The organism is Kribbella qitaiheensis, from assembly GCF_014217565.1.
GTDB lineage: Bacteria > Actinomycetota > Actinomycetes > Propionibacteriales > Kribbellaceae > Kribbella > Kribbella qitaiheensis_A.
In genome coordinates this window covers 4,756,444-4,775,885 of the sequence record NZ_CP043661.1, presented here as the reverse complement: position 1 = coordinate 4,775,885, position 19,442 = coordinate 4,756,444, and the positions used below count along the sequence as shown (strand labels likewise).

Below are 19,442 nucleotides of genomic sequence, written 5' to 3'. Positions count from 1 at the left end.
AGGTCTCAGACCAAGCAACATTGCCAGTATCTGCAAAAGCTTGCCGATATCTCCTCGCCCCGCTGAGGCGGCAATTTGTTAGAGGAGGGGGAGGAGTTGGGCTTCCTCGTGGTCCAGGTGGGCGGTTAGGTCGTCGATCAGGTGGTCGAGATGGCGAGGGCGTCGGCCGGCGCGGTGGTCGTGGTGATGAGGGCTTGGAGGTCGGCGAGGAGGTCGGCGATCCTGGCGTGGTCGGCGTCTAGTTGCTTGATGGTGGGTGCCAGTTCGGGGTAGGTCTTGAGGAGGGACGGGAACAGGGCGGTGGATTCGCCGGCGTGGTGGTTGTGGAGGCCCTGGCAGAGGGTCAGGCAGTTGATCCGGAGCTGGGCGCCGAGTGATGGTCCGGAGGCTGCGAACTCCTTGCGGATCAGGGCGAGTTCGCGGCGGAAGATGGTGTGGATCAACCGGAGCGTGTCGGCGAACGAGCCGCCGCTGCCGGGTGGGCCGGTGAAGAGCTGCTGCAGGGCGACGACCGGGATGGTTCGGGTCGTCTTCGACTGGTACTCGCCCCAGCCCGGGTCCGCCTCGACGAAACGCTCGAAGATCTCGTCGCGCTCGGCACCGCGGAGTACGACGGCGTCGGCTTCGTAGGTGAACAGACCCGTCTCGACTGTGACACGCGGGTTGGCGAGGGCGTTGTGGTACCAGTCCGGGTGCTTGGGACCGCCCCCGGCAGACCCCACGACGAAGACGCGCGGCGCCGTGTCGGGGTAGTAGCCGAGGACGGTCGTGTGCGGCTTACCGGAGCGGGCGCCGGTGGTGGTGAGCAGGAGCAGGCGAGCACCCTCGAAGGGGCCACTGACCTGACCTGCATTGGCGCGGAATTCGGTGATGAGCTGTTCGGTAAAGGTGGTCGGCATTCGCTACTTTCTGGTCGAGGTGTTCTGCAAAAGGCATGACGAAGTACCCGCGATGGAAGGCGGGCAGAGTTCAGGGCAGCATGAAGAAACGCCCAAAAGGCGTTCAGGGTAAGAAGAAGGGGTGGGCCCCTAGCGGCCCAACCGGCGCTCAGCGCGCAGCCGGGAACCAAACGAACTCACGGCGCAAGGCCGACCCGGCAGTCATAAGGGCATCTTAGAACACACGCGGTTCAAACCCAGAGAATTCCGCGGCGGGATCAGCGGTAGAGATCGGCGAGGGAAACGAGCACGACATCGGAGCGCGCAGCCTCGGCTTGGAGCTCCGCGGCGAATCCCTTCGCACTGAAGCAAGCGAGGAGGGTGGCGGGGGTGGCGGCTCCGCGCCCGATGAGGAGTTCTCGGGCGTGGCTCAAACGGTTCAGGTGGTGGAGGTCCATCACAGTGCCCCACTTCGCTTCGCCTAGAAGAGCCAGGCCGGCCTTCGCGCCCGGACTTCGAGATTCCGTGACCGCGACGTCGATCTCGATCTGGCGGCGAGCGGCGGGATCGGTGACCACACCACGTCCAACCTGGCCGATAGGTCTCCCGATCAGGAACTGACCCGAGGTGAGCATGTACTCGCGGCAGAGGCCCTCGAAGTGGGGACCTGCTACTTGGGATGCGAAGCGGTCTGCCGATTGTGACCACACCTGCGTCGCCTGGCCACTCTCGAGCAGCGCCCAAGCCGGGCGCATCACCGCCTCGTAGAAGTTGATCAGCGGCTCGGAGATCCGGTACCGCGCTCGTCCCGACCTGAACAGATCCTCTCCCCGCTCCAGCAGGTGACTGTCCTCGAGAACCGTCAGGGGGTGCGAGATATCGACCGATTTGCGGCCGATGTAGTTCGCGATACCGCCCCGTGTGGCGTTGCCTTCCGCAACGGCGGCCAGGACCGAGTGGTACATCGCGGTGTCCCTGATATCGGTCTCCTCCGCCAGCAGGTAACGCGCCTCGCGGAAAAGTGGGCTCAGCGGAGAGAGCACCGTACGGGTCAGCCAAGGATCGAAATCCTCGAGACCGGCTGGCGTGTCATCTGCGAGGAACTGGCGACGGTATGCAGGAGTTCCACCCAGTACCGCGTGCAGCCGCGCGGCCAACGCAGGGTCTTTCGCAACCCCCCAGAACTCGGCCGCCTCGCGATAGCCGAAGGGCCGCACCACCAACTCGAGTTGTGCACGACCGCGTAGCGGCGCGGTACTGGTCAATAGGCCGCCCATGACCGACATTGCGGAGCCGCACAACATCAGCCGCATCGAATTGTGCTCGACCTGATAACGGTCGATCTCTCGCTGGATCAGCGATGGAATCTCAGGTGTGGTCTTCGACAGATACGGGAATTCGTCGATCACGACCAAAAGCGGCCCAGCTGCGCGGTCGGCAGTCCCCAGCGAGAACAGATAGGCGATCGCGTCGTCCCAGTTCGCGAAAGAGAACGGCGAAGGGGAACCGGAATGGGCGGCCAGTGCGGCACCGAACTGCCGCAGCGATTCGGCTGCCGTGGCGGCGGTCGCCCCGAAGTACAAGCCATTCACTTGCTCGGTCAACGCACGGAGCAGATAGGTCTTGCCCATCCGTCGCCGACCACTGACGACGCCTAGCATGGCCTGCGGCGTTGGCCGGGTCGCAAAAGACACGAGCCCGTCCCACTCGGCAGCTCGGCCGAAGACTTGCGCCGGCTTTTGGACTGCGGCCATCAGAAGGTCCAATCCTTAGGACTACACTTCTAAGAAGTATAGTCCTAAGAAGCTGGATTTCGAAGTCGAGACTCGCTCGCGGGCAGACGATGTGTACATGGACAGCGTCTCGCTTCGCGATCGACCTCCCCGAAAGCACCGACGCCCGAGCGCACTGGCCCTCTGGACAAACCTGCATGACCTAGCCACCCTCCGCGCCACCCACGCCCTCGACATCCTCAACCTCCGCGGCAACAGCCCCACCGATTTGATCGCCCACATCACTCACACCCACCTGGCTTGATCCGGAAATTGTCACGGATTGTCAGAAGGTGGGTTCGGGGGGTAGCAAATGGGTGGCGAGAAGCTGACGGCGCAGGAAAAATGTGGGGAAATAGAGAAAAAATAGGAGAACGTGTAACGGTCTTGAGGTTGTGACGATAAAAGGTTGAGCGACCAAGCCGGGGGGCTTAGTGGGCGCTCCGGTGTTTCTTCGGGACCACCGGTGATTGTGGAGGGGGCCCCAGCAGGTGCTCACCCGGGGCGGGGTGAGCACCTGCAGCGGGGGCCGACCGCGGCTGAGCCGCGAAGCCGATCAGCCCTTGATGCCGACGTTCGCCATTCCTTCGACGAAGCGCTTCTGGGCGAAGACGAACATCACGATCATCGGCAGTGTCGCCAGCGCCGTACCGGCCATCAGATAAGGCCATTGCACCTCGGCCGGGTTCTGCGCGAAAATCGCCAGCCCCAGTTGCAGCGGCCGCATCGCGTCGGTGGTGGTGATCATCAGCGGCCAGAGGAATCCGTTCCAGGCCGCCTCGATCTGGAAGACGCAGATGGTGATCAGGGCCGGCTTCACCAATGGCGTCATGATCCGCCAGAAGATCCCGAACTCACCGAGCCCGTCCACCCGCGCGGCCTGGGCCAGCTCGTTCGGCACCGACACGTAGAACTGCCTTGCCAGGAACGTGAACAGCGGTGCCGCGCCGAGCGGGATGATGAGGCCCCACCACGAGTTCAGCCAGCCGATCCCGCCCTGGCCGAGGATGTTGTTGCCGCCGAACAGCGGGATCGACTTCACGATCAGGAACAGCGGCACCAGGATGATCTGGAACGGCACGAGCAGCAGCAGGATGAAGTAGCTCAGCAGCGCCTTCGATCCCTTGATCGGCAGCTTCGCCAGCGCATAGCCGGCCGTCGTACAGACGGCCAGCGTGAACGCGGTCTCGCCGACGGCGATGAACAGGCTGTTGCGGAAGTAGCGCAGGAACGGCGCCGTCCGCATCGCCTCGACGAAGTTGTGCCAGCGCAGTTCGCCCGGCAGCCAGGAGAACTTGGCGATCTCCAGGTCGCTCTTGAACGCGGTCAGCACCATCCACAGGAACGGTGTGATCATCAGCAGCGCGCCGATACCCAGTACGACGTACAGCAGGATCCGGCCGGGCCGCAGACCCGCGCCCTTCGAACCCACGATCGGCCCGGTAACAGTTGCGCTAGTCATTGACATCCGCCTTCTGGAGCAGGCGTCCCAGCCCGATGAAGATCGCGATCAACAGCATCATGATCACCGTCTCGGCGGACGCGAAACCGAGTCGCAGGGCCTGGAACGCGTTCTGATAGATGTCCAGCACCAGCACCGTGGTCTCGGTACCGGGGCCGCCCTTCGTCATCACGTAGACCAGGTCGAAGACCTGGAAGGTGCCGACGATCGAGGTGACCAGGACGAAGAACTGGACCGGCCCGAGAGCGGGCCAGGTGACGTTGACGAACTTTTGCCACCGGTTCGCACCATCCAGCGAGGCCGATTCGAGCAGGTCGCGGGAAACCCCCTGCAAGGCGGCCAGGTAGATGATGATCTTGGTGCCGAGGCCCTGCCAGATACCGACCAGCATCAGCGACGGCAGCGCCGTGTTCGGGTCGGACAGCCACCGGCCGGGGGCGAACCCGAACAGGCTGAGGAATCCGTTCGCCAGCCCCGAACCAGGGTTGTAGATCCACAGCCAGATGGTGGCCACCGCGACCGTCGCGGTCACCGTCGGCAGGTAGAAGGCAGTCCGGAAGAACCCGATCGCCTTGATCTTCTGGTTCAGGCCGGTGGCGACCGCGAGCGAGACCGCCATCGAGACCGGGATCACCACGGCGGCGTACAGGATCGTGTTGACCAGGGCGGCCCGGAAGTCCTGGTCCTTGAAGAGGTCGACGTAGTTGCCGAAGCCGACCCAGGACCACGAGTCGCCGAAGCTGTAGTCGGTGAAGCTGAGCACGATCGCCGCCACCACCGGGATCACGATGAAGATCCCGGAGTGCAGCAGCGCGGGCGAGAGCAACAGCCAGCCGGCCCGGACCTGGCCGCGGATCAGCTTGCGGCTGTCCTTGGCCGGAGCGGTCCGGCGCGGGGCGACGGCCGGCGCGGGGCGTTCGAGGGTTGCGCTCATCGGGACTGTCCTGCCAGGTTGGCCAGCACCTTGGCGGGATCCTTCTGACCGAGGACCGCCTGGGTGAGCTGGGAGTCGAAGTTGGCGCGCATCTCCAGCCAGTTGGCCGAACCGCCTTCGTAGATGGCCAGCGGCAGGCCTTCGGCGACGAACTTGCTCAGCGGGTTCGACTGCGCCTGCGGTGAGTTCGCCGCGTCCTTGTAGGCGGGGAGCTTCTTGTTCAGCTTGGCGATCGCGTCCAGCGAGCTCGGCTTGGTGAGCGACTGGATGAAGGACCAGGCCGCCTCCTTGTGCCGGCTGCGAGAGCCGATCGAGGCCAGGTCGCCGCCGACGAACTCGACCTCCTTGCCGCTGTTGAAGCGGAAGAACTTCAGGTCGTCGCAGTTCTTCTTGCCGATGCCCTTGTCGGAACAATCGACCGCACCGCCGACGATGCCCATCGCGGCCTCACCAGTGAGCACGAGGGGTTGCTGCGCGGCGTTCTGCTGACCGTAGGGCTGGACCTTGTTGATCAGCGACTTCAGCAGGTTCAGGGTTTCGAGGCCCTTCTCGTTGCTGTAGTTCGGCTGGCCGTCGACGTACAGCTGGGTGCCGGTGGAGGCGAGCAGCGTCGTGTAGGTCTGCCGGAAGCTGGTCGGCGCCGCCATGTCGAAGCCGGACCGGGTGATGGTCCCCTTCGAGTTCCGCACGGTCAGCTTCTCCGCGGCGGCCTTCAGCTCTTCCAGGTTGGCCGGCGGCTTGTCCGGGTCGAGGCCGGCCTCCTTGAAGGCGCTGATCCGGAGCGCGGCGGCCCGGGCGTCCGCGACCAGCGGGTAGGCGTAGAGCTTCCCCTCGTACGTCGCGGCCGGCACCAGCGCGCCGATGCTCTTCTCCTCGATCACCTCCGGCGTCACGCCGTACGGCGCGAGGTCGGCGAAGATCCGCTTGGACGCGAACGGCTGGATCCAGCCGACGCCGGCGACCATCACGTCGTACGGGATGCCGGCCGCGATCGAGGTGGACATCTTCTCGTTCAACGTGTTGTAGGTCGCGAAGTCCGGCTCGACCTTCATCTTCGGGTAGGTCTTCCTGAAGTCCTCGACGACCTTGTCGAACGCCGTCCGGCCCTTCGTACTGGGCGGAAAGGACGGGAGCAGCACCCGCAAGGTGCCGGTCGCCTCGGCCGGCGGTACGCCGTCCGAGGACTTGTCGATCACCCCGTTGCCACAACTGCTCGCGGCCAGGCCGAGTACCGCGGCCAGCACCACCAGTCCACTCTTGGCGCCACGTCTCACAGGGAAGCTCCTTCGCTGCCGAGCACGGTCGGCGGCCGATCACGCGACCGGACCACCGAGTGCAGCGAAAGTATTGGAAAGGGCTTTCCCCGTCAATACCCGGCGCTCGAATGATCAAAATCGATCATCGATGGAGGTCGTCCGATCAGAGTTCCATGCCGAAACCGGCAATTCGCGGAGCAGATCGGGCGACGACCGCGATTTACCCGGCGTGAAGGCCTGCCGCACCCGCCACCAGGGCGCCGCAGGAGGACCGGACGCGGAGCTGCGGGAGCAGACTGAGGTGCTGGGTGGCCGTCGGCCGACCGGGAGCGGCGCGGAGCTTGCGGATGAGCAGTTCGCAGGCGGTTTCGCCGAGCAGCAGCTTCGGCGGGCAGACGGCGGTCAGGGGGACTACTGCCATCGCGGCGGTTTCATCGTTGTAGGCGATCACCGCCAGGTCGTCGGGGATCCGCAGTCCGCGTTCCATCGCCCGCTCGACCAACCGCGCGGCGGGCTCGTCGGAATGCACCAGCACCGCGCGCGCGCCGAACGACTCGCACTCGGCCAGGAACGCGTCCAGCTGGGCGGACGGGATCGGGTTTTCGCCGGCCGCGGCCAGCGAAACCGACGAGTCGAACAGGTCCACGCCCAAGCTCGCCGCCGCCTCCGCGATCCCCTGCCGCAGCCAGTACGCCGTGACGGTGGCGTTCAGGTTGACCCCGATCCGGCGATGGCCGAGCGAGACCAGGTGCCGCAGGGCCAGCATGGCGCCGTACGCGTGATCCGTGCGGACATGGTCGTACTCGCGCTCAACATGCGGAAATCCGAACGCGCGCTCCATCAGGACCACCGGTACGTCGATGTCGTCCAGCCACCAGCCGAGTTCGCCGGCCTGGCCGTCGCCCAGTGCGGTGCTGAGCAGCAGCCCGTCGACGCCGATGCCGAGCACTTTCTCGAGTCGCTCCGCTTCGACCGCCACGTCGTACCCGGAAACGCCAAGCACCAGCCGCGCGCCGTACCGCTCGGCCATCGCCTCGGCGCCGCGGATCACGTCGGTGTAGTAGAAGGTGGCGTTCGGCACGACGATGCCGATGGTGAGCTGGTCGCTCTGGCTCGCGCCGATCTGGCTGGTGCCCACCGCGCCGCCGTGCACCCGGCGGAGCAGTCCGGCCTGGTCCAGCTCGGCGAGATCCCGGCGTACTGTGATCGCGGAGACGCCGAGCTCGGCGGCCAGTTCGGCCACCCGGAGCCGGCCGTGCCGGCGCAGGCTCCGCAGAATCAGCTCGTGACGTTCCGGTGCAAGCATGCGGTCCCCTGAGCTGTTGTCTGTTGTCCGGGTGTGATTGTTTGTGATCATACGATCATGTGGTTGTGACGTGCTGGCCGAGCCGAAGGAACTTGTGTGAGTGACGCAGGAGGAGTGGGCCGGACCAACGCCGTGCTGTCCAAGCTGTCGCTGATCGGCGACCTGCTGATGCTGCAACTGGTGTTCCTGGTCTGCAGCGTCGGCATCGTCACGCTGTACCCGGCCGCGTTCGCGCTGCAACGGGTGCTGCCGGAGGCGATCGGCCAGGAACATCCGGCCCTGATGCGGCGGTTCTGGCGGCAGTTCAAGTGGGCCTTCGGCCGCTTCTGGCTGGTCGGGCTCGCCCTGTACGCCGGCAGCGTCGCGCTCGCTTTCGGGCTGCTCTTCTGGGCCTCGACCAACGGCCCGATGCGGATCGTGGCGCTGGCGATCCTGATCCCGCTGACCGGAATGATCATCGGGCTCTACCTGAGCGCGCTCGCCGTACTGCCTGAGGCGCCGGAGGACAGTACGCCGAAGAGCCTGTTCCGCGCGGCCAACTTGTTCCTGCTGCGCCGGTCGATGGGCGTCGCGGGCGGCGTGATCGCCCTGTTCACCTGGTTCGCCCTGTTGTCGCGGCTGCCGACGCTGTTCGTGATCGGTTCCGGCCTGGTTCCGGCGCTGCTCGCGTACTGGATCTCCCGGACCACGAACACCCGTGGCAAAAAAGATTCGGGCAACGTGTCAATCTGAGCCCTTCTCGTCCGACGTATGGGTGAAAGGCCCACTCGGACCAGAAGGAGAACCACGATGTACGCGACGACCGAATCCCAGGCGACGACGCCGGCCGCGTTGGGCGGCCGCTCACGCTGGTTGGCTCTCTATGTGCTCTGCGCCGGCATGTTGATGATCGTGCTCGACGTGACGGTGGTGAACGTGGCCCTGCCGGCCATCCAGGACGACCTCGGCTTCACCAGCTCCAGCCTCGCCTGGGTGGTGAACGCCTACCTGATCGCGTTCGGCGGGCTGCTCCTGCTGGCCGGCCGCCTCGGCGACCTGCTCGGCCGGCGGAACATCTTCGTCGGCGGCCTGGTCGTCTTCACCGCCGCCTCGGCGCTCTGCGGACTGGCCGAGTCGCAGGAGGTGCTGGTCGCGGCCCGCTTCATCCAGGGTGTCGGCGGCGCGCTGACCTCCGCGGTGATCCTCGGCATGATCGTCACCCTCTTCCCAGAACCGCGCGAGCAGGCCAAGGCGATCGGCTTCTACGCCTTCGTCGCCTCCGCCGGTGGCTCGATCGGCCTGCTCGCCGGCGGCGTCCTGACCCAGGCGATCAACTGGCACTGGATCTTCTTCGTGAACCTGCCGATCGGCATCGTCACCGTCGCGCTGGCCGTGAAGTTGATCGAGAAGGACAAGGGCCTCGGAATGGGCCGCGGCACCGACGTACCGGGCGCTGTCCTGATCACCGCCGCGCTGATGGTCGGCGTCTTCACCATCGTCAAGCCCGCGGCCGAGTTGGGCTGGACCGCTCCCCGCACGATCGCGCTGAGCCTGCTGACCCTCACGCTGCTGGTCTGCTTCGTCGTCCGTGAGGCGACCGCGGCGAACCCGCTCGTCCCGCTGCGAATCTTCAGGTCCCGCAACCTGACCGGTGCGAACCTGATCCAGGCGCTGTCCGCGTCGGGCATGTTCGGCATCTTCTTCCTCGGCTCGCTCTACCTGCAGCGGGTGCTCGGGTACGACGCGCTGGAGATCGGGCTGGCCTTCCTGCCGACCACGGTCCTGATGGGTCTGCTGTCGGTCCGCTACTCGGAGAAGCTGGTGATGCGGTTCGGCCCGCGTCGTCCGATGATCGCCGGGCTGGTGCTGATCGTCGTCGGGCTGGCTCTGTTCACCCAGGCGCCCGTGAACGGCAACTACTTCATCCACGTACTGCCGGTGCTGACGCTGCTGGGACTGGGTGGCGGTATCTGCTTCCCGGCGCTGATGGGGCTGTCGATGGCGGATGTGAAGCCCGAGGACGCCGGGCTGGCCGGCGGATTGATGGGGACGATGGGTGAGGTCGGCGCCGCGCTTGGGCTGGCCGTGCTGGCGACGCTGTCGGCTACTCGTACGGAGAGCCTGGCCGCGGCCGGCAAGCCCGCGCTCGAGGCGCTGACCGGCGGGTTCCACCTTTCCTTCGCGATCGCCGGGGTCATCGTGGCCGCGGCTGTGGTGATCGCCTGCACGCTGATGCGGCCGGCTCGCTCGGCCGAGGTCGTCACGGCGGACGAGGCCGAGGAACTGGCCGCCGCCTGACCTTCCGTACTACGTACTGCGGGTTCCCCTCGGCGCGGGAGCCCGCAGTACTGGTTTGTCCACAGGGTGGTGGCGGTGGTCGAGAAGTGTCGGGCGGATAGGGAAGGATGAGGGTCATGACGGGGGGCTCCGGCAGGGGCGGCAGAATTCTCGTCTGACATTGAACGTAGAGGGGATGCGGCACAGTGGTTTTGCAGTCGATCGAGCAGAAGATCGCCGAAGAGCTGGCAGTGGGAGCGCACCAGGTCCGGGCGGCCGTCGGGCTGCTGGACGAGGGCTCGACGGTCCCGTTCATCGCGCGGTACCGCAAGGAGGTCACCGGCGAGCTCGACGACGAGCAACTGCGTACCCTCGAGGAACGCCTGCGCTACCTGCGCGAGCTGGAGGAACGCCGGCAGACCGTCCTCGAGTCGATCGAGAGCCAGGGCAAGCTGGACGACGCGCTGAAGGCGTCGATCCTCGCCGCGGAGACCAAGTCGCGGCTGGAGGACATCTACCTGCCGTTCAAGCCGAAGCGCCGGACCAAAGCGATGATCGCCCGCGAGGCCGGGCTGGAGCCACTGGCGGACGGACTGCTGTCCGACCCGACGGTGCCGCCACTGGCCGCCGCGAGCGTCTTCGTGAACGACACGGTCCCCGATCCACAGGCCGCGCTGGACGGTGCCCGGTCGATCCTGGTCGAGCGGTTCGGTGAGGACGCCGACCTGATCGGCGAGCTGCGCGAGCGACTCTGGAGCCGCGGCCGGCTGGCTTCGGCGGTGCGCGAGGGCAAGGAGACCGACGGGGCGAAGTTCTCCGACTACTTCGACTTCGACGAGCCGTTCGCCAAGATGCCGTCGCACCGGATCCTGGCGCTGTTCCGCGGCGAGAAGGAGGACGTGCTCACCATCACCGTCGAGTCCGAGCCCGCTGGTGTCGAGGCGGCCGAGGGACCGACGGAGTACGAGGCCTCGATCGCGCGCAAGTTCGGCGTGCAGAACAAGGGGCGCCCGGCCGACCAGTGGCTGGTCGAGACGGTTCGCTGGGCCTGGAAGACCAAGATCCTGGTGCACCTCGGGATCGACCTGCGGATGCGGCTGCGGCAGGCCGCCGAGGACGAAGCGGTCCGCGTCTTCGCGTCGAACCTGCGCGACCTGCTGCTCGCAGCACCGGCCGGGACACGCGCGACGATGGGCCTCGACCCGGGCTTCCGGACCGGCGTCAAGGTGGCCGTCGTCGACGCCACCGGCAAGGTCACCGCGACCGGCGTGATCTACCCCCACGTCCCGCAGAACCAGTGGGACAAGTCGATCACCCAGCTGGCCGCACTGGCCGCCGCGCACAAGGTCGATTTGATTGCTATCGGCAACGGCACGGCGTCGCGGGAGACGGACAAGCTGGCGGCCGAGCTGATCGCCAAGCACCCCGAACTGAAGTTGACGAAGGCTGTCGTGTCGGAGGCGGGCGCTTCGGTGTACTCCGCTTCGGCCTTCGCCTCGCAGGAGTTGCCGGGGATGGACGTGACGCTGCGGGGCGCGGTCTCGATCGCGCGGCGGTTGCAGGATCCGCTGGCCGAGTTGGTGAAGATCGACCCGAAGTCGATCGGTGTCGGGCAGTACCAGCACGACCTGCCGGAGAACTCGCTGTCCCGCTCACTCGACGCCGTGGTCGAGGACTGTGTGAACGCGGTCGGCGTCGACCTCAATACGGCCTCCGCGCCGCTGCTCACGCGCGTCTCCGGGATCACCTCCGTGCTCGCCGACAACATCGTCCAGCACCGTGATCAGAACGGGCCGTTCAAGTCGCGGACCTCGCTGAAGAAGGTGCCGCGGCTCGGGCCGAAAGCGTTCGAGCAGGCGGCCGGGTTCCTCCGGATTCCTGGTGGCGACGACCCGCTCGACTCCTCCAGCGTGCACCCGGAGGCGTATCCGGTGGTCCGGCGGATCCTCGACGCGACCGGGCAGGAGCTCAAGGCGCTGATCGGTTCGGCAGCGCTGAAGACGCTGAAGCCGGCGCAGTTCGTCGACGACACCTTCGGGTTGCCGACGGTGTCGGACATCCTGGCCGAGCTGGAGAAGCCGGGACGCGACCCGCGACCCGCCTTCAAGACGGCCACCTTCGCGGAGGGCGTCGAGAAGATCGGCGACCTGAAGCCGGGGATGCGGCTCGAAGGCCAGGTGACCAACGTCGCCGCCTTCGGCGCGTTCATCGACATCGGCGTCCACCAGGACGGGCTGGCCCACGTCTCGGCGCTGTCGAAGGACTACGTCAAGGACCCGCGCGAGGTGGTCAAGTCCGGCGACATCGTCAAGGTCATGGTGCTCGAGGTGGACATCCCCCGCCAGCGCATCTCCCTCACCCTCCGCCTCGACGACGAGATCGGCGCCCCCACCTCGGGCGGTGGCCGAGGCGGCGCGCGCAACGACAACCGCGGCCAGGGCGGTCAAGGCGGTCAAGGTCGCGGCGGACAGGGCGGTGGCCAGGGTCGCGGCCCAGGCGGCGGAGGCGGCGGACGCGGACCGGGTGGTTCCGGCGGCGGTCGGGGCCCCGGCGGCGGCCGAGGTGGTCAGGGCGGCAGTGGTCGCGGCACCCAAGGCACCCCCCAACCCGAAACCCCCATGGACGAAGGCTCTCTGGCCGACGCCTTCCGCAAGGCAGGCTTCACCGTCCGCTAAACCACACTCCTCCAACGGCCGGCCCTTCCCCGAAGGCGCCGGCCGCTGCCACACGTCCACCCAACTCCCGACCCCTCACCTAACACGCCCACAGTTGGAGGGTGGTCAGGTACAGCTCATGCTGTCCGGCGGGTTTGTGGTGCTGCGGGCCAAGAGGTACGAGTACGAGCGGCACCACAGCGCCGCACACGTGCTCGGAAGTGATTGCCGTCGTTCAGGTGCGAGGCGTTACCGCAGGTCCGCCAGATGACCGCCTGGATCGCCGAGGTGTACTGCGGTCGCCTTCGGCGCGTAGCCGAGTCGCCGATAGATCCGGTCCGCGCCATCGTCGCCGGGAGTCAGCCACGCGAGGGTCGCGCCGCCGAGCTCGAATGCCTGCTGGGTCGCGTACGCCGTGGCGATCGCGCCGAACCCACGCCGTCGGTGCGAGTGGAGTGTGCCGACTCCGGCGACCTCGGTGACGCCATCGGCCACCGCGGTCCAGACAGCCGTAGCCACCGCTACGCCGTCCAGCCGGATCAGCACACTCGCGCCGTTGGCCGGGTCGGGCTGGAACGGATTCTCGCCGAGGTCCAGCTCGTACGCATCGGCAGCGATCGCGTCCACCTGCGACCGCTCCTCGGCAGAGGTGACGACCGAGGCTGTCACGCCCTCGGGGAACTCGGGCAGGACCAAGCCGGCGGGCTCGACCACCAACAGCGGCGGACGGGACACGATCGTCATCCCGTTGGCGGCGAGCGCGTCGGCCAGCCCCGGGTTGGCTTCCTCGATCAACTCCGCACTGACCCAACGCCCCTCAGCCGCGAACGCCTTCCGGATCGTGTCGATCGCCCACGGCACTTCCTCCGGGTCGAACGCCGTCCCCGGCTCAGCTGCCACCACAGTCGACAAGAACCACAAGTCGCTGTCGCTCAACAACCCCACCAGCGGCCCGGCCACGATCTGCCGCCGCGACCGAATCAACCCTTGCAACTGAGCGGATGCGATCCGCGCCCCGATCTCCACCCCACGACCCTAGCCCGCACTCCCCCAACTGGTGGGTTAGTCCGCGAGGAGGGTTAGGTCCAGTAGGCGGTGGAGGTCGGCGGTCGTTGGGGTGTTGGGGAGTAGGGGAGAGAGTGCTTCGAGGGCGGTGATCAGGTGCTCTCGTACTGCGCGGCGGGTGGTGCCCCGGGAGACGGCTAGTTGGCGGATCACTCGCGTGGCGCGGTCTGAGTTGTCCACCAGAGAGGCGACCGCCTCGTCGTGAGGCGGGGCGGGGGTGTCGCCGAGGGAGACGGTGAGGGTGGCGCCTAGCGCAGCGGAGAGGCGGGTCAGGGCGGCCAACGTTGGGTTGCCGCGGCCGTTCTCGAGGTTGGCGATGTAGGGGACCGAGAGGCCGGCGTCGACGGCGACTGAGGCGATCGTGCGGTCGGTTGCCTTGCGGCGGGCTCGGAGTGCGCTGCCCAGCTCGAGTTCGTCCACCCGGAACACTCTATCCTCACAAAACACTATTGCCAATCAGTGTTCTCAGGAGATACTTTCCGGCAAGTGAGAATCCTCCGGAACCACGACTTCAGACTGCTCTGGACCAGCAATGCGATCTCGGGAATCGGGTCATGGCTGCTGGTGGTGGCGATTCCGGTGCAGGTGTTCGCCTTGACCGGATCGGCAGCGGCGACCGGACTGACGCTGGCGCTGGAATCCCTTCCCGCGTTGGTGATCGGACCCTGGGCAGGCGCATTGCTGGATCGGTGGAATCTGTCCCGCGCGATGTGGCTGGCCGATCTCGCCGGCGCGATGGCGGTGGCGTCGATCCTGTTCGCGGACAGCGCCGACCGGGTGTGGATCATCTATGTCGCCGTCCTCGCCGAGAACGTCGCCACGACAGTCTTCCGTCCCGCCGCTCGCGCACTGACGCCAACCGTCGTCGGCACCGGCGAAGACCTCGCCGCCGCCAACTCCCTGACCGCATTCTCGGGCAGCGTCATCCGCCTCGTCGCGCCACCGCTCGGCGCCGTACTGCTGGCGGGCCCAGGCATCCGGTTCGTGCTGGCCGTCGACATCATCAGCTATTTGTTGTCTGCGGCAATCATCGCGGCAGTGAGCCGGCGCCGGGCACCGAGACCCACCGAACAGCAAGAGGCGCGAGGCGCCCTGCACGGCCTGAAATACCTCCGCCGGAGCAAGATCCTGCGCGGGATCCTGGTCGGCAACGGAATCTTCCTTACCGCCAACGCCGGAATCACCGCTCTCCTCGTGCCCCTGACCGTCGAACGCCTGCACGCGCCCGGATACGGCATCGGCTACCTGATCTCCGGCCTCGGAGCAGGTTTCCTCCTCGGCGCCGCGATCAGTACGAAAGCCCAGACCTGGCTGAGCGTCCGCAACCTCCTGGTCGCCACCCAGATCGCCACCGCGGCCGCGTACGTCGCCCTGGTCAACGCACCCGACCTGAGCTGGGCCGTGGTCGCCGGCACGCTGATCGGGATCCCGGGCAGCGTCCTTCTGATCACCGCCGAGACCACCGTCCAGCGCGTCACCCCGACCGGGATGCTGGCCCGGATCGGCGCGCTCTTCTATGCGATGGATTCACTCTCAGTCATTTTGGGTGCCCTGATCGCCCCTGCCCTGATCAAGCTCACCGACCTCCCGGCGACCCTGAATCTCCTCGCCGTCTCGGCCCTGCTGGCCGCCCCGGTCACCCTGCTGGCCGTCCCGGCGCACCCCGCCGCGCTGACCCGGGCGACACGATGAATCGCTCTGTGGTCAGCCGGCCGCCAAGGGTTACCAGGACGTCCGACAATTCCACCTCCATCGAACAACCGCGGTGTTCGAATCGTTATTGGTAAATCCCTGCGAACATTCTTGACAGGGCCAAATCCGAATCCGGCCCGAAACCGGTCCCAACCGCTCTGACCAGGGGTTTCACCGTTGTCACCAGACCCGCAGCCCCGCGATCTCCGGCGGTGGCGTAAGGCCTCTGTAAAGGTCCTTGCCCGTTCATTCCCCGGCCCGCCTTTTTGCGGTCTTCTTCTCTTAAGGAGACCGCCCCCGCAGACGAAGGACCGAAGATGACCGAGTCGTTCGAGACCACCGCACCGCACCGCCGCGTGCGGGTCTGGTTCGGCGCCCACCCGATCGCGGATCACACCACCGCCGCAGATCAGGCCGCGCAGTACGAAGAAGCCATGCGCCGCCGGTTCGCGTCGCTGCGAGTGACCAGTGAGCCGGTTCTGGTGACGGCGATGTCCGCCCCGGAAATGTCGCGATGACCACCCGCCCGACGTTGCTCGGCTACGTAAGAGCCGACGCGTTGAGCTGCGCGGAGGAACTGGCCGCGGCGACCGACTCGCTGGCGCTGTTCGCCAGCATCGAGGGGTACACCCTCGGCACGGTCTACACCGAGCGGGACGCCGCCGAGTCCGCCGCGTTCCACGCGCTGCTGGACGAGGCGAAGCGGACGGACGTACGGGCGGTCGTAGTACCGACTCTTCAGCACCTCGGCGCGGTCGGAGCACCGGGCGGGATGCGGCAGCAGCTCGAGTTCCACCAGGCCCACGTGTGGGCGGTCGACCCGAGATAACCCCAGACAAGCGGAGCTGACGTCTTGACCCCTGTATCGGCGTCGGTTCCGCTCTCCACCTCCACAGCTGCACCGGAATGCCGGGTGGTAGTGGATCAATAAGGCCCCACCGGCTGCTACCGGTGGGGCCTTGTCACGTGCCCTGCGACCGAAGAAGGCTCAGGCGATGATCGTGTAGCCGTAGCGCTTCATGATCGCCGCGGTCGCGGCGTTGAAGACGCCCGTCGCCGGCAGCTTGAACTTGACCTGGATCTTCTTGGTCATCTGCTGGAAGTGCAGATGCCACGGCACCCCGGCCGGCGGTCGCGTCTCGGCCTTGCTGATCGCAGCGATCTTCGGATGCGCCGCCCACGCGAGCACCTGGGCCCGATCCGCGCCCCAGACGCCGTTCATCGAGTCGTGCGTCCGTGCGTACTCCATCGCACCCATCGAGATCGTGGTGTTCGGCACCGGTGGCTGCTGTACTCCGGGCGCCGGGTTCGGGTGGTAGTGCAGGAACAGCTCCCACGTCATCCCGTAGTACCCGGGCGGGCCGTCGTCCTTGCCGCGGTTCGCGAGTCCGTTGCGGCAGCGCCTGTACTCCGCGACCTGGTTGGCCCCGCCGCGAGACAGATCCTTGTCGCCCTGCGCGATGCCGTGCACGTGGTACGGCCAGCCCGCCTGCGCCGGCGTCCGCAGCCAGGCCGCGAACCCGACCTGACGCAACGCCAGTACGACGGCCTTCCGCTGGGCCGGATTGAGGTCGTCGCAGTCGACATCGACCGCACCGCCACCGTCGTGGGTGCCGGCCGAGGCTGCTACGCCACCCTTGTTGTAGGACCCCTGGATGATCGTGAACTGGAACTTCGCCAGCCGTTCCGCGGCCTGGATCATCGCCACGGTCCGCTGGTTCAGCTGCTTGCCCCGCCAGATAACCCTTGCCTCAGGCATCTATTTCTCCAAGGATCCGGTCCGCGTCCTCGGCGGCGCCGAGCGCCTCCAGAACGTCCAGGTCTTCCTCGGTCAGCTCATCTTCGTGGACTGCTGCGAAGACGTCCGTCATCGATGTTCCCCTCCCCCTTTGAAGCGCCCACAGCCTCCCCCGGCCACGGAACCGTTTTTCAGAGTAGGTGCCAGTGGGCCCACCCGTCCACGGCCGGTCGACCGGCCGAAGGTTTGAGGAACGTCAAGTTTTCGGCCCCGGGTTGGTTCACGGCCACGCCGATGGGGTACTTCTTTACGTGTCCCGCGGTTCAGTCGGCCCCATTCGGGCATGGGTGGTGCTCACCGAGCCGCGAGTTCTCCCACTGAGGGGCGGGAGGACGACCGACGGTGGCGGGCGTATCCCACGGTACGCCCGCCCCTGGGTCGGAGGGCCCACATCGACCGCCTGCTTGACGAAACGCGACAGCAGGCCGGGTGAGAGCGTGTGTCAGGCGACCAGGCCGACCGATGCCCCGCCCTCCACCAGCAACGTCGTACCGGTGATCCACTCCGCCTGGCCGGAGGCGAGGAAGCCGACCGCCTCCGCGATATCGGTCGGGATGCCCTTGCGGCCGAGCGGCGTACCGTCGGTGATCGCCTCGACCGGGATACCGGCCGCGTCGGCGAGATCCTGCCGGATCTTGTCCGCGCCCGGCGTCGTCACGTTGCCCGGAATCACCACATTGAGCCGGACGCCCTGCGGAGCCAGCTCGGCGGCGAGGGTCTGGCTGTACTTCTCCAGCGCGGCCTTCGCCCCCGCGTAGTGGGCGAGCGCCGGAACGTTGTCCAGGGTGACGGTCGACGAGAGGTTCACGATCGCGCCCTTGGCCTCGATCAGGGCCGGTAGGAACCGATCGGTCACCCGGACGGCACTCAGATAGTTGATGTTCAAAGAAGCCAGCCACGCCTCGTCCGGGATCGAGGTCGCGCCCTGCGGGTAGGCCTGATCGGCCGCGGCGTTGTTCACCAAGATGTCGAGCTTGCCGCCGAAGTACTCCAGCGTCGTGGGTACGCGGCGACCTCGATGGACGACCTGATGAAGGCGACCGGACTGGGGAAGGGCAGCCTGTACGGCGCGTTCGGTGACAAGCACCAACTCTTCCTCAAGGTGCTGGGCAGCTATGCGCACGACACGGCCGACGGTGTCTGCGACGCGGTCGCCAGGGGCGAACGGGCGATCGACGTACTGCGTGGGTTCTTCATCCCCGAGCCGGCTGATGGCCAGGACGGGCCGGTGCCGATGACCCGCGGCTGCTTCCTGGCGAACAGTTCCACCGAACTGGCAGCGCGGGATCCCGAGGTCACCGGCTGCGCGCGAGCGACGTACCAGGCGGTGGAGGACTGCTTCACGAACGCGGTGGCGCGGGCGGTGGCCGAAGGAGATCTGCCCGAGGACACGAATCGGCGGGAGCTCGGCCGGTTACTGCTCGCGATCCAGCAGGGCCTGCAGTTCCTGATGAAGACCGAGATGACACCCGAGGCACTGGGTGAGATCGGCTCGGCGACCGTCAGCCGGTTGCTAAAGGGCTGAGGCGACGAAGAGGAAGCGGTTGAGGCTGAAGAAGTAGGAGTCTCCGAGGCTGCGGAGATCGTCCGCCCACGCCTGTGCCTCCGGCTCGGTGACCTTGGCCCGGCCGGGAACGAAGCCGGCCACGATGTCGATCAGCCCGGCGCTGTAGGTGCGGGGATCGAAGCGCGCGTTCAGCATCGGGACCACCTCGCGGTGGGTGACGGTGAAACCGGCCTTGTCCAGCGAGTCGCCGAGGGTGCGGGGCAGATGCGGATTCTCGAGGTGTTCCTCGAACGCCGTCAGCACCCGGCCCATGCGCTGGACATCGCGGGAGTGCCAGACGATCGAGTCCCAGTCCGTGTCCAGTACGACGACGCGCCCGGCAGGCCGTAGTACCCGGCGGATCTCGTTGAGCGCCCCGGCCACGTCGTCGACGTACTCGAGGACCTGCGTGGAGACGACCACGTCGAAGGTCTCGGCACCGTGCGGGAGCCGGCCGGCGGAACCGAGTTCGAGCTCGATCTTCGGCCCGCCCGGCACCGACGCCCTGGACCCGGCGATCGCCAGCATGCTGTCGCTGATGTCGATCCCACAGACCCGTCCGTCCGCGCCGACCTCGGCGGCCATCTCGGCCGCCAGCAGCCCGGGGCCGACGCCGACATCGAGCACCCGGTCGCCCGGTCGCAAGGCCAGCGCTATTCGCACCACCCGGCGCTGCTCGATCACATCCGGCGTCGTATAGACCGATTCGATCTGCCGTGAAACCTCCGGGTCGAACTGCAGATTGCTCATCCCCGGTCTTCCCATCCGCCCATGCTGCACATCATGGTCCGCCCGATACCGAAAACGGGAGACCAGATGGCCA

At 67.0% G+C, this 19,442-nt stretch carries 19 protein-coding genes; 8 read left to right on the top strand and 11 right to left on the bottom strand.

The window, feature by feature from the left end:
• Positions 1–137: 137 nt before the first annotated feature.
• The gene (locus F1D05_RS22620) at positions 138–899 is read right to left on the bottom strand and encodes a nitroreductase/quinone reductase family protein (protein WP_246485873.1); all 762 of its coding nucleotides are present in this window, start codon (positions 897–899) and stop codon (positions 138–140) included.
• A gap of 257 nt (positions 900–1,156) precedes the next feature.
• Positions 1,157–2,632: an ATP-binding protein gene (locus F1D05_RS22615; RefSeq protein ID WP_185442206.1), complete on the bottom strand. Its 1,476-nt coding sequence runs from the start codon at positions 2,630–2,632 to the stop codon at positions 1,157–1,159.
• A 97-nt stretch (positions 2,633–2,729) separates the two neighbouring features.
• On the opposite strand from F1D05_RS22615, the gene F1D05_RS22610 reads away from it, so the two are divergent.
• Positions 2,730–2,915 (top strand): hypothetical protein, encoded by a 186-nt coding sequence (locus F1D05_RS22610; RefSeq protein ID WP_185442204.1) that lies wholly within the window; start codon positions 2,730–2,732, stop codon positions 2,913–2,915.
• Positions 2,916–3,206: 291 nt separating this feature from the next.
• Here F1D05_RS22610 and F1D05_RS22605 read toward each other — a convergent pair whose 3' ends face one another.
• The 4 genes from F1D05_RS22605 to F1D05_RS22590 form a co-directional block, all read right to left on the bottom strand.
• The gene (locus F1D05_RS22605; RefSeq protein ID WP_185442202.1) at positions 3,207–4,112 is read right to left on the bottom strand and encodes a carbohydrate ABC transporter permease; all 906 of its coding nucleotides are present in this window, start codon (positions 4,110–4,112) and stop codon (positions 3,207–3,209) included.
• Positions 4,105–5,046, bottom strand: coding sequence for a carbohydrate ABC transporter permease (locus tag F1D05_RS22600; RefSeq protein ID WP_185442200.1), 942 nt, complete (start codon positions 5,044–5,046; stop codon positions 4,105–4,107). Before F1D05_RS22600 ends, F1D05_RS22605 begins: the two co-directional genes overlap by 8 nt.
• Positions 5,043–6,320 carry an extracellular solute-binding protein gene (locus F1D05_RS22595; RefSeq protein ID WP_246485872.1) on the bottom strand — a complete coding sequence of 426 codons (1,278 nt, stop codon included), beginning with the start codon at positions 6,318–6,320 and terminating at the stop codon, positions 5,043–5,045. Before F1D05_RS22595 ends, F1D05_RS22600 begins: the two co-directional genes overlap by 4 nt.
• Positions 6,321–6,522: 202 nt before the next feature.
• On the bottom strand, positions 6,523–7,608 hold the full coding sequence (locus F1D05_RS22590; protein ID WP_185442198.1) for a LacI family DNA-binding transcriptional regulator: 1,086 nt from the start codon (positions 7,606–7,608) through the stop codon (positions 6,523–6,525).
• A 96-nt stretch (positions 7,609–7,704) separates the two neighbouring features.
• Between F1D05_RS22590 and F1D05_RS22585 the strand changes: the two genes are divergently transcribed.
• The 3 genes from F1D05_RS22585 to F1D05_RS22575 all read left to right on the top strand — a co-directional run bounded on the left by F1D05_RS22585 (position 7,705) and on the right by F1D05_RS22575 (position 12,539).
• Positions 7,705–8,340, top strand: a complete 636-nt coding sequence (locus F1D05_RS22585) for a YesL family protein (protein ID WP_246485871.1) — start codon at positions 7,705–7,707, stop codon at positions 8,338–8,340.
• A gap of 57 nt (positions 8,341–8,397) precedes the next feature.
• Entirely contained in the window at positions 8,398–9,885 is a 1,488-nt protein-coding gene (locus tag F1D05_RS22580) for a DHA2 family efflux MFS transporter permease subunit (RefSeq protein WP_185442196.1), read from the top strand.
• Positions 9,886–10,070: 185 nt separating this feature from the next.
• On the top strand, positions 10,071–12,539 hold the full coding sequence (locus F1D05_RS22575; RefSeq protein WP_185442195.1) for a Tex family protein: 2,469 nt from the start codon (positions 10,071–10,073) through the stop codon (positions 12,537–12,539).
• A 228-nt stretch (positions 12,540–12,767) separates the two neighbouring features.
• Here the strand turns inward: F1D05_RS22575 and F1D05_RS22570 are convergent, their stop codons facing one another.
• Together F1D05_RS22570 and F1D05_RS22565 are read right to left on the bottom strand one after the other, a co-directional pair.
• On the bottom strand, positions 12,768–13,544 hold the full coding sequence (locus F1D05_RS22570; RefSeq protein WP_185442194.1) for a GNAT family N-acetyltransferase: 777 nt from the start codon (positions 13,542–13,544) through the stop codon (positions 12,768–12,770).
• A 36-nt stretch (positions 13,545–13,580) separates the two neighbouring features.
• A complete protein-coding gene (locus F1D05_RS22565) occupies positions 13,581–14,003 on the bottom strand; it encodes a helix-turn-helix domain-containing protein (protein ID WP_185442193.1) in 423 nt (140 codons plus the stop codon).
• A gap of 66 nt (positions 14,004–14,069) precedes the next feature.
• Between F1D05_RS22565 and F1D05_RS22560 the strand changes: the two genes are divergently transcribed.
• From F1D05_RS22560 to F1D05_RS22550, 3 genes are all read left to right on the top strand, one after another.
• Complete coding sequence (locus tag F1D05_RS22560) at positions 14,070–15,275, top strand: MFS transporter (RefSeq protein ID WP_185442192.1); 1,206 nt, start codon at positions 14,070–14,072, stop codon at positions 15,273–15,275.
• Between the two features lie 317 nt (positions 15,276–15,592).
• Positions 15,593–15,793: a hypothetical protein gene (locus tag F1D05_RS22555; protein ID WP_185442191.1), complete on the top strand. Its 201-nt coding sequence runs from the start codon at positions 15,593–15,595 to the stop codon at positions 15,791–15,793.
• Positions 15,790–16,104 carry a hypothetical protein gene (locus F1D05_RS22550; protein ID WP_185442190.1) on the top strand — a complete coding sequence of 105 codons (315 nt, stop codon included), beginning with the start codon at positions 15,790–15,792 and terminating at the stop codon, positions 16,102–16,104. The genes F1D05_RS22555 and F1D05_RS22550 overlap by 4 nt, the downstream gene beginning before the upstream one ends.
• A gap of 159 nt (positions 16,105–16,263) precedes the next feature.
• Here the strand turns inward: F1D05_RS22550 and F1D05_RS22545 are convergent, their stop codons facing one another.
• Together F1D05_RS22545 and F1D05_RS22540 are read right to left on the bottom strand one after the other, a co-directional pair.
• Positions 16,264–17,034 carry a hypothetical protein gene (locus F1D05_RS22545; RefSeq protein WP_185442189.1) on the bottom strand — a complete coding sequence of 257 codons (771 nt, stop codon included), beginning with the start codon at positions 17,032–17,034 and terminating at the stop codon, positions 16,264–16,266.
• A gap of 481 nt (positions 17,035–17,515) precedes the next feature.
• Positions 17,516–18,160 (bottom strand): SDR family oxidoreductase, encoded by a 645-nt coding sequence (locus F1D05_RS22540; RefSeq protein ID WP_206685799.1) that lies wholly within the window; start codon positions 18,158–18,160, stop codon positions 17,516–17,518.
• Here F1D05_RS22540 and F1D05_RS39015 point away from each other — a divergent pair.
• Positions 18,104–18,598, top strand: coding sequence for a TetR/AcrR family transcriptional regulator (locus F1D05_RS39015; protein WP_206685798.1), 495 nt, complete (start codon positions 18,104–18,106; stop codon positions 18,596–18,598). The two genes, F1D05_RS22540 and F1D05_RS39015, sit on opposite strands and share 57 nt — an antisense overlap.
• Here F1D05_RS39015 and F1D05_RS22535 read toward each other — a convergent pair.
• The gene (locus tag F1D05_RS22535) at positions 18,587–19,369 is read right to left on the bottom strand and encodes a methyltransferase domain-containing protein (protein WP_185442188.1); all 783 of its coding nucleotides are present in this window, start codon (positions 19,367–19,369) and stop codon (positions 18,587–18,589) included. The genes F1D05_RS39015 and F1D05_RS22535 overlap by 12 nt on opposite strands.
• Positions 19,370–19,442: the final 73 nt, after the last annotated feature.